At 46.9% G+C, this 9,626-nt stretch carries 9 protein-coding genes and 1 pseudogene; 5 read left to right on the top strand and 5 right to left on the bottom strand.

Annotation, left to right across the window (positions count from 1 at the left end; genetic code table 11):
* Positions 1-310: 310 nt before the first annotated feature.
* The 4 genes from tsf to rplM form a co-directional block, all read right to left on the bottom strand.
* The gene (gene tsf / locus ABWO75_RS12480) at positions 311-1,150 is read right to left on the bottom strand and encodes a translation elongation factor Ts (protein ID WP_353186017.1); all 840 of its coding nucleotides are present in this window, start codon (positions 1,148-1,150) and stop codon (positions 311-313) included.
* A gap of 147 nt (positions 1,151-1,297) precedes the next feature.
* Complete coding sequence (gene rpsB / locus ABWO75_RS12475) at positions 1,298-2,173, bottom strand: 30S ribosomal protein S2 (RefSeq protein ID WP_353186015.1); 876 nt, start codon at positions 2,171-2,173, stop codon at positions 1,298-1,300.
* Between the two features lie 21 nt (positions 2,174-2,194).
* Positions 2,195-2,581: a 30S ribosomal protein S9 gene (gene rpsI, locus ABWO75_RS12470; RefSeq protein WP_257658284.1), complete on the bottom strand. Its 387-nt coding sequence runs from the start codon at positions 2,579-2,581 to the stop codon at positions 2,195-2,197.
* Between the two features lie 11 nt (positions 2,582-2,592).
* Positions 2,593-3,036: a 50S ribosomal protein L13 gene (rplM, locus tag ABWO75_RS12465; protein WP_257658283.1), complete on the bottom strand. Its 444-nt coding sequence runs from the start codon at positions 3,034-3,036 to the stop codon at positions 2,593-2,595.
* A gap of 415 nt (positions 3,037-3,451) precedes the next feature.
* Here rplM and ABWO75_RS12460 point away from each other — a divergent pair, with 415 nt between their 5' ends.
* The 5 genes from ABWO75_RS12460 to ABWO75_RS12440 all read left to right on the top strand — a co-directional run bounded on the left by ABWO75_RS12460 (position 3,452) and on the right by ABWO75_RS12440 (position 9,392).
* Positions 3,452-5,203, top strand: coding sequence for a tetratricopeptide repeat protein (locus ABWO75_RS12460; RefSeq protein ID WP_353186012.1), 1,752 nt, complete (start codon positions 3,452-3,454; stop codon positions 5,201-5,203).
* Positions 5,193-5,984 carry a lipoprotein insertase outer membrane protein LolB1 gene (lolB1, locus tag ABWO75_RS12455; RefSeq protein ID WP_353186010.1) on the top strand — a complete coding sequence of 264 codons (792 nt, stop codon included), beginning with the start codon at positions 5,193-5,195 and terminating at the stop codon, positions 5,982-5,984. Before ABWO75_RS12460 ends, lolB1 begins: the two co-directional genes overlap by 11 nt.
* A gap of 125 nt (positions 5,985-6,109) precedes the next feature.
* Positions 6,110-7,396 (top strand): murein hydrolase activator EnvC family protein, encoded by a 1,287-nt coding sequence (locus tag ABWO75_RS12450; protein WP_353186008.1) that lies wholly within the window; start codon positions 6,110-6,112, stop codon positions 7,394-7,396.
* 127 nt (positions 7,397-7,523) lie between these two features.
* Positions 7,524-7,709, top strand: a complete 186-nt coding sequence (tatA, locus tag ABWO75_RS12445; RefSeq protein WP_257658280.1) for a twin-arginine translocase TatA/TatE family subunit — start codon at positions 7,524-7,526, stop codon at positions 7,707-7,709.
* A 246-nt stretch (positions 7,710-7,955) separates the two neighbouring features.
* Complete coding sequence (locus ABWO75_RS12440; RefSeq protein WP_353186005.1) at positions 7,956-9,392, top strand: lytic transglycosylase domain-containing protein; 1,437 nt, start codon at positions 7,956-7,958, stop codon at positions 9,390-9,392.
* Between the two features lie 13 nt (positions 9,393-9,405).
* On the opposite strand, the pseudogene ABWO75_RS12435 reads toward ABWO75_RS12440, so the two are convergent.
* Positions 9,406-9,626: pseudogene (locus tag ABWO75_RS12435) on the bottom strand (phosphoribosyltransferase); the annotation flags it as partial.

Here is a 9,626-nt window from a genome sequence, read left to right as displayed (position 1 = left end):
CTGCTCCCCGCTACGGAACCGGTGCTAATATGGCATCGGTTTTTTTGTTTAAATGAGTTTTGTGGCCGATGTTTTCAAGACGCGAAAACGGTAAGAATAATCCGCTTGCCGCTATGGCGACCACTGCGCGGTTCTGCTCCTGTGAAGTTCTTCTTTACCCATTATCACTTCCGGCCGCCTAGCGGGATATAAAACGATCGTACAGGGGCTATATTATGCCAATCCGACGCGGTCTAAGTTGTTTAAAAATACAAGGCCCGATTTTCATGAAAACCGGGCCTGATAAATAAGGAATGGGTGCTTAGTTTTATTAAGCGCCTAATTGCACTCTTTTGAAAACAGTAACCGTTAAACCTTTGGAAACACCATCAAGGAACTGTGCAATATTCTTGGACGAATCCTTTACGAATTCCTGGTTGAGCAGTGTCGATTCTTTATAAAATTTGTTCAGTTTTCCCTGTGCTATTTTCTCTACCATTTCTTCGGGCTTGCCTTCAGCACGGATTTGCTCTTTGGCAATATCCAGTTCGCGCTGGATTGTGGAAGCATCCACGTCTCCCTTGTCAATAGCTACTGGATTCATGGCTGCAATTTGCATAGCAACGTCCCTGCCGGCTTCTTCCGCACCGTTAACGGCATGGCTAAGTCCAACCAATACACCCAAACGGTAGTTTCCATGGATATAGGCAACCACGTTTTCGGCTGCAATAGTTTCGTATTTCGAAATGTCGATCTTTTCGCCGATTTTGCCCGTTTGATCGAGCAATAAGTCCGAAATCTTTACCCCGTCAATGGACAGTGCTTTCAGGGCTTCCAATGAATCCGGTGCATGTTCAATTGCTACATCCGCAATCTGCTGTGCAAAAGCAATGAAATCATTGTTTTTAGCAACGAAGTCCGTTTCGCAATTCAATTCAATAATTACACCTTTCTTACTATCGGCGGTAGTTTTAGCGATTACAACCCCTTCATTGGAGTCGCGGTCCTGACGGCTCGCAGCTACCTTAGCGCCTTTTTTTCGCAGGTAATCAATAGCGGCTTCAAAATCACCGTTTGCTTCCGTCAACGCTTTTTTACAATCCATCATTCCTGCGCCGGTTTGTTGACGCAGCTTATTTACATCAGATGCTGAGATTTGTACTGTGGACATGTTATTTTTCCTTATGTGTATTTACAAATGTGCGCCACGCTGCAAAGGTGGCGAAAAACTTAAAACAAAAACCGGATGGCAATGCGGGTTAACGGAAAAATAATGCTTCCGAAACCTACTGTTTACCATCCGGCTTCTGAAAGCAGATTATTCTTCGTCTTTTGATGCATCCGCTTCGGCCGCAGCCTCCGCTTTTGCCTTGCGCGGGCGTTTGCCTGAAGTGTCGGCGTCCGTCTTTGCTTCTTTTACTTCTATCTCGGCTTCCCCTTCTTCACCATTGTCAATTTTTGCCTTGGCGGCAGCGGCTTCTTTTTCCGCTTCTTCTTCCTTGTCACGTTTCCGCTCTTCAAGGCCTTCCTGAATAGCTTTGCCGATAATCGCGCTGATGAGGCTGATGGATTTGGTTGCGTCATCATTGGAAGGGATCGGGAAGTCGATGTGGGTCGGATCCGAGTTGGTATCCACCATCGCAAAAGTAGGGATGTTCAATTTCAATGCCTCACTTACTGCGATGTGCTCTTTTTTGACATCAATGATGAAAAGCGCAGCTGGTAACCGGTTCAGGTCAGCAATACCGCCCAATAGGCTTTCCAATTTGATACGCTCACGCTGAATCATCAGCTTCTCTTTCTTAGACAAAACATCGTAAGTGCCGTCTTTGGTCATCTTGTCGATATTTGCCATCTTTTTGATGGATTTGCGTACCGTAGCAAAATTGGTAAGCATACCGCCCAACCACCGCTCGGTGACAAAGGGCATGTTCACAGCCTTTGCCTGCTCCGAAATAATTTCCTTTGCCTGTTTTTTCGTTGCTACGAATAAAACTTTCCGGCCTGATTTAACGATTTGCTTGATAGCGGACGCAGCTTCCTCCAGCTTAGTCAGCGTTTTATTCAAATCAATAATATGGATGCCATTCCGTTCCATGAAAATGTATTTGGCCATTTTCGGGTCCCATTTACGGGTAAGGTGGCCAAAATGTACACCGGCATCCAGTAATTCCTGATATGTTGCTCTTGCCATGTTCTGATTCTCCTTAAAAAATTAACGTTTGCTAAATTGAAATTTCCTGCGTGCTTTGCGGCGGCCCGGTTTTTTACGTTCAACCATCCGGTCGTCACGTGTTACCAATCCTTTTGCACGCAATGCAGGTTTCACTTCCGGGTTGAGCTCAATGAGCGCCTTCGATATCGCTAGACGAATGGCCTCAGCCTGTCCTTTGATACCGCCACCCGCTACGTTAACTTTTACATCATAGTTGCCGGACGCACCAGCAATTTCTGTGCTTTGGGTAACGATGTATTGCAAGGGCAATGTAGGGAAATATGTTTTATAATCTTTACCGTTTACGGTTATGTTGCCGTTGCCTGCAGTCAGATAAATGCGGGCAACTGCTGTTTTTCTTCTTCCTGAAGTGTTTGTTGTTGACATGTTCGTTCTCCTTAGAATTTAACAGTTTTTGGATTTTGGGCCGCATGCGGATGCTCGCTTCCAGCGTAGACATACAGGTTCTTGAACAATGCGCGTCCCAAACGGTTTTTGGGCAACATGCCCCGTACCGCTTTTTCTACAATGCGATGGGGATGTTTGGCCAATAACTGCTTTGGAGACTCAAAACGCTGGCCACCCGGATAACCGGTATACCGTTGGTACACCTTGTCATCCAATTTGTTGCCAGTTAGCCGAACTTTGTCTGCGTTGATCACGATGACGTTATCGCCGCAGTCTACGTGTGGGGTGTACGAAGGCTTGTGCTTGCCACGGATTACCTTGGCAATCTGGGATGACAAGCGCCCCAAAATCTCGCCCTCAGCGTCAACAACAATCCATTGTTTGTTAACGGTGGTTTTGTTGGCAGAGACAGTTTTGTAACTTAACGTATTCACTTGCTTTAATGTTAATTAAATGATATATTATATCCTTAGTTTTTAAGGGACTGCAAAGGTACAAGAAATAAATTGATTTTTCAAAACCGGTTTTCGTTACCTGTTTTTTTAACGAATAATATAATGTGTATTCGCGTAAATAGAATTTGCTTATGTACATTTGGAGGCGTGGGAAACCATTCATTACCGCTGTTTTAAATGAAGACAGCAGGACGACGGACGCCCGCTGATAGGACGATAGCTGGTTACAACTGATGATGAATCTGCTAAGAAAGGCCGCAGTAGGCTTCATCATCGATAGAACTTAACATAACGATTCCATTGATGCCGCTGGACGGTAAAAACAGATCGATATACAAACTGCAAAGCATTCATTGATGCCAAAGAAAGCAGACATAAATTAATAGTTATACTAATGAGAATAAAATGGTACTGCTGTGCTTTTCTGATCTGCTGTATATGTATCGGTGTATGGGCCCGTCCGGTTGCTGCACAGGAGCACGCCGCACTTATGCCCCGGGTATTGAATGCCGGCGATAGTCTGCTGATCAAGGAATTGTATTTACAGGGTGTTCAGCAAAAGGCATCAGGACAGCTAACCGCTGCTGAGCGGACTTTTGATAAAGTGATCGCCTTACAGCCGGATAGTCATGCCGCACATTTTGAATTGGCCCGAATACATTTCGAAAAGGAAGACTACGCATCGGCTGAAGAATCCGCCGTGCGGGCTACTACACTGGATCCCGATAACCAGTGGTATTGGAAGGTCCTGCTTGACGTTTATAAAAAGACAGCCAATTTTAAAAAAATAGCAGGGGTTTTCGGTGAGCTTATCCGCCTTGAGCCGCAGGAAGAATCCAACTATTACGATAAGGCGTATGCACTGTATCTCGATAAGCAATACGATGCGGCTTTAACTGCGTATGACGAGATTGCAGGGAAATTCGGTAAAACGGAAGACCTCTATATCATCCGCCACCAAGTTTATCTCGCCCGAGGTGATCGCCGTTCAGCCACTGCAGAGCTGGAAGCACTGATTGCCACGAAACCAGCAAGCAGCAAGGGATATGTCCTACTGGCCGATTTATATACCGGTGCCGACAATGCAAAAAAGGCGCTCGCATTGCTTGATGATGCCGGTAAAACCTTTCCCGATGATCCATTGATTCTGCTTGCAAAATCGGATGCCTCCCTGGCAATGGGGCGACAAAAACAGGCTTATAGCCTGCTTCAACAGGCCTTTTCCAGCGATGCCCTGGATATCGACACCAAAGCAGGTGTATTGTATACAGCTGCCGGTAATCCCAAGCGGTCGCCAGGGACGGAAGCCCTGACAGGACTGGCTGACCTCCTCGTGGAAGTGTATCCCAGGGAAACAAAGGCGCATGCCGTACGGGGAGATATTTACCTGCAGGTGGGTCAACCTCAAAATGCACGGGAAGCCTATTTAAAAGCCTTGGATATTAATCGTTACATTGAGGGGATTTGGCCACAGCTTTTGCAGACAGAATTGCAGCTTGGACGGTATGACGACGTCGCAACCCATGGCAAAGAAGCCCTTTCCCTGTTCCCCAATAATACGCTGCTCCTGTTTTTCACAGGGCATGGTTTTTTGGGGAGTAAGCGGTATGAGGAAGCGCGGTCCTATTTTGAAACGGCATTGAATTCAGCGGATGAGAATAATGTGCCGTTGCTGACCCAATTATACAGCAGCCTTGGTGATATTTACCATGCCCTGGACATGTACGCCGAGTCAGACGTGGCTTACGAGGAAGCCATTGCGGCGGACAGCACCAATGCTTATGCGCTAAACAATTATGCTTATTACCTGGCGCTACGCAAGGAAAACCTGCAGCGGGCTGCGGAAATGTCAAAAAAATCAAATGAACTGGAGCCTGATTTCGCCTCTTATGAAGATACATATGCCTGGGTACTGTTTCAACAAGGAAATTATGAAGCGGCATTAACCTGGATAAAAAAGGCAATTGGACACAGCAATACGGTATCGGATACCCTGCTTGAGCACTATGGAGACATTCTGGCCCAATCTGGCGATATACCGGAGGCGGTAATACAGTGGAAAAAAGCCAGAGACGCCGCCAAAGCCCTTGGCAAGGATATTGATAAATTAACAAAGAAGATCAATGAACGGCAGTATGTTGAATAAAATCTGTCTTTTTATGGTTGTCTTATCGGGCAGTTTTACCCTTTCATGTGCATCCCGAAAAGCATTGGTTTCACCTACCGGGGAAACGGCGAAAATAGTATCAAGGGCTGAACGGACGCACATTATCAATGAAGTAGTCCAGCACCGTACCTATTACACGACGTTCAGCGGACGCGCAAAAAGCCGGATTACCATGAATGGCAAGGAAACGTACGATGTAACGGCTAATGTCCGTATTGAGCGGGATAAGGCGATCTGGATTTCAATAACTGCCCTGATGGGGATTGAGGCCGGGAGGGTGCTCATCACACCCGATAGTGTAAAGATGATTAACCGGCTGCGCAGCGAGTATTTTACTGCACCGCTTGATTCGGTGTATTCATTCACAGGCAGCGATCTGGATTTTTCAAGCTTTCAGGCGTTACTGACCGGCAATGTTATCGACCAGGCAGTTAGCCGGGATGCGGAGGTGTCCGCGATGGAAGCAGGAAATATTTTAAGCAGCGATGCATTGGACGGTGGGCTATCGTACTGGATCGCGCTGAACACCGGTTACCGACCGGTTACCGTCCTATTGGAAAATACCGAAGCGCAGCGCTTAGAGGCAGCATATGCAGGTTATCAGGCTGTCAATGGTCGACTGTTTCCGTTTGAAACGGCTCTCTCCATCCGGGCTGGCCGATGGGATATACAAGCCAGTATGAATTATAACCGGGTGGCCTACGACGAGGCAGTGGAATTCCCTTTCGGTATACCCGCATCCTATAAAGAAATTCAATAATTACAGGATGGTATGGTTTATCGAGGTGGTTTTATTACTTTCGCAGACAATAATCGGCAAAATACCGATTAGCAAAATAGCGTGGGCGTTCCTGTTTTACAACATCGTAAAAGCAACGTGAATTGATGAAGTTTATTAGAGGCATTTTAAGTATTGCGGCTTTTTTTCTGGTAGTAATCAATTGCCAGGCACAAAGCAGTGCCGAACTCAAGAAGCAGCGGGAGCGGTTAAACCGCGAAATCGAACAGCTTAACCAGAGCCTTAGGCATACTTCCAGCGACCGGAGCCTGTCGCTTAAGCAAGTCAATGCCCTGAATGCACAATTGCGCCTCCGGGAACAGAAAATAAGCACCATCAGCAGCGAAATACGGTTGATCAACAATCAGATTGCATCCCACAACAAAACCATTCAGAACCTGCGGAACCAGTTAGCCAAACTCCGTAAGGATTACGAAGGCATGATCCTGTTTGCCTTCAGGAATCGGAATGCCTACAACAAAATGATGTTTATTTTCGCTTCTAAAGACTTCAACCAAGCATTCAAACGGGTGAAGTACCTGCAGCAGTTTAATGAATCGCGTAAGGAACGTGCCAAAGAGATCGAAGACACACAAAAGGAAATCGCGTTAAAGGTTGCGCAGTTGGAATCCAGCAAAAAAGAACAGGCAACGTTGCTTGCGGAGCAACAGCAGGAGCGCAAAACGATATCAACGGAACAGGGCAAGCAATCGCAGGTATTGAGCGCGCTTACCCAACAGGAAAAACAATTCAAGCAGGAGCTGCAAAAGAAGCAGCAGGAAGATGCCCGCCTCGCCAGGGCAATACAGTCGGCTATCCGCCGGGAAATTGAAGAGCAGCGGCGACTGGAGGAAGAGGCGCGTCGCGCGGCGATTGCCCTCGAAGCGGAACGGTCGGGGAGAACAGTAAAAGAAGTGGAAGCTGAGAATCCGGTTACGCGCAAGAGTGATACGGAAGTGCTCGCTGCAACACCTGCGGCGGCCAAACTTTCTGCTGATTTTGCAGGCAACCGTGGACGGCTACCCTGGCCGGTTACGCAGGGGATCATCACTCAGGGTTTTGGCCGGCATACTTATGGAAGAAACGTTACCGTCAATAATACCGGGATCAATATCCGGACAACCAATGGCAGTCCCGTTAAGGCTATTTTCAGTGGAACAGTGTTAACTGTGGTAAATCCGCAGGGTAATTATGCGGTGGTTATTTCACATGGAAAGTATTTTACCATTTACCAGAACCTACGGAACTCAACGGTGAAGAAAGGGCAGAAGGTCGAGGCCGGACAAACGTTGGGCGAAGCGCTGGTTGATCCGAATGACGGGACATCGGAAGTCCACTTCGAATTATGGGAAGGTGCGGCGCCAATAAATCCGGAGCCTTGGCTCGCAAAATAGTCCAGTCGCTTTGTCACATTTTTCATAAATTTATATAAATAAAAATATTATATTTACATTTGTGAATTGCCCATGTGTGATAATTGGGTATCCGCTGACAGGATTTTTATAAATTAAAACAGATATTATGTTAGATTCAGTGTTGTTATTCCTTGGTGCGCAGGAAATTATTCTGATTGTTTTGGCACTGCTGCTGCTTTTCGGCGGCCGTAAGATTCCGGAATTAATGCGTGGTATGGGACGCGGTATACGCGAGTTTAAAGAAGGGCAAAAAGAGGCTCCCAAAGAAGAATTGAAAGAAGAAAAGCAATAAAAGCGTTGGCTTAGACAATACATTGCATTATTGGAGACTTTATGTCGGTAACTCCAAACCGGTATAAAGTCTTTCTGTTTTTAGGTAGGTATCAGTTCTTTTTGTTAACTGTTACATAATAAAAAAGTAATCCCGGCGTTCTTAGTAGGTAAGTTATGGACACAATGCCAAGTATATGCTGATCAACATAAATGCTTCAGCCAGCAAGCTTTTTATGGGATCGCCTAAACACTTACGGACGATAACATGATAAAGAAAGTGATTCCGGTACTAACTGCGTGTAGTTTGTTGTACATTCACGCAGCCCAGGCAGAAAGCCGCACCATTACACCAACTCCCATTGATTCCTTGGCGGACGAAGCGGTTGACGATCGAATCAACTCGCGCCTCGACCTGATCGGGGATAGCATTAATTTTGTACATCTCAACGATGACCTGGTTTCTTCACCCATGCTGGAACTGGTTCCCACTACCGTCGAAGGCCGGCTGGCCTACGTGCAAAAAGAAGTTCCGCTGAATTATAATGAGCAGGTACAGTCTTACATTGATGTGTACAGCACCGATCGGTATAAGCGGTATCTTTCCCGTATGATGGGATTGGGCCAGTACTATTTTCCCATTTATGAGCGGATATTTGCGGAAGCGGGTGTGCCTGAAGAAATAAAATACTTATCCATTGTGGAATCGGCATTAAATCCGCACGCCGTATCACGTGTCGGGGCAACAGGGCTATGGCAATTTATGTTTTCCACGGCCCGTATGTACGGGCTCACCATCGACAGTTATGTTGATGAACGGAAGGACCCAATAGCAGCCAGCCATGCCGCTGCAGCGCACCTCTTAGACGCATACGATCAATTCGGCGATTGGCTCATGGCTATTGCGGCATATAATTGCGGAACAGGTAATGTACTGCGCGCCATCCGTCGTTCGGGGATTGATAATCCCGACTATTGGGCAATCAGTCCGTACTTACCGCGTGAAACCCGCAATTATGTCCCCGCTTTCATTGCCATGACCTATATGCTGGAATATCACGAAGAAAATGGAATTGCAGCAGCAGAAACCGAAGTTTTGCCGGATACAGAGACGGTATGGGTCCAGCGCACCGTTCCGTTCGCAGGTGTAGCCCAGGCACTAAACATTGGTGAAGATGTTATTGCAACATTGAACCCCGCATATAAGCGGGGCATGGTAAACGGCTCGACAGAGACGCCAAAGCGACTTATTCTGCCCGAAGTAAAACCGTTGGCTTATCCGGCGTTGTACGCGGTACTCAATAACGCCCCCGTACCCAATCAGCTTCAGGTTGTCAATGCTTCAAATACAGCTGGAAAGGCAGTGACAGTGACAACGCACCGGGTGCAAAAGGGCGAGACGTTGGAAAAGATAGCTAAAAAGTACCATATTACCGTGCAGGACCTCCGTGCCTGGAATAACCTCCAGCAACACCTGATCGTGCCTGGCCAGCAGCTGAAACTATCAAGTGGCCAACAGCATCAGCAGAACAATACAGCTGCAGCAGCCCCTACTTACCTTACTTATCGTGTTAAAAAGGGCGATACGTTATCCGGCATTGCACAGAAATACCGTGGCGCTACGGTATCCAGCATCCGTACAGCGAACGCATTGAGGGGAAATACAATCCGCCCGGGGATGACGCTGAAGATAACGGTGAAATAAAATATTAGGAGTATCAGATCAGCCAGGCGGCATCCTCGCCGCCATCGCATTCTGTTAGGTTGACTTCTACGTGCTCTTTCAGGATGGTGGAGAGTTTCAACCCAGAGTAGTCACTGAAAATGGGAAACTTATGGTGGCTCCTGTCAATCAAAACCGCCGTCCGCATTTTCTTAATAGGAATATCGAAGAAGATACCTAAACCATACGCGAGTGTCCGGCCGCTGTTCAGCACAT

The sequence above is a fragment of the Parapedobacter lycopersici genome, from assembly GCF_040395035.1.
Taxonomy (GTDB): domain Bacteria; phylum Bacteroidota; class Bacteroidia; order Sphingobacteriales; family Sphingobacteriaceae; genus Parapedobacter; species Parapedobacter lycopersici_A.
This window is presented reverse-complemented; position numbering and strand designations above follow the sequence as displayed.

Bases quoted from the DNA above. Each gene is read 5' to 3' on its own strand.
- lolB1 (WP_353186010.1), top strand. From the start codon at position 5,193: ATGTTGAATAAAATCTGTCTTTTTATGGTTGTCTTATCGGGCAGTTTT.
- rpsI (WP_257658284.1), bottom strand. From the start codon at position 2,581: ATGTCAACAACAAACACTTCAGGAAGAAGAAAAACAGCAGTTGCCCGC.
- rpsB (WP_353186015.1), bottom strand. From the start codon at position 2,173: ATGGCAAGAGCAACATATCAGGAATTACTGGATGCCGGTGTACATTTT.
- ABWO75_RS12450 (WP_353186008.1), top strand. From the start codon at position 6,110: ATGAAGTTTATTAGAGGCATTTTAAGTATTGCGGCTTTTTTTCTGGTA.
- ABWO75_RS12440 (WP_353186005.1), top strand. From the start codon at position 7,956: ATGATAAAGAAAGTGATTCCGGTACTAACTGCGTGTAGTTTGTTGTAC.
- ABWO75_RS12460 (WP_353186012.1), top strand. From the start codon at position 3,452: ATGAGAATAAAATGGTACTGCTGTGCTTTTCTGATCTGCTGTATATGT.
- tsf (WP_353186017.1), bottom strand. From the start codon at position 1,150: ATGTCCACAGTACAAATCTCAGCATCTGATGTAAATAAGCTGCGTCAA.
- tatA (WP_257658280.1), top strand. From the start codon at position 7,524: ATGTTAGATTCAGTGTTGTTATTCCTTGGTGCGCAGGAAATTATTCTG.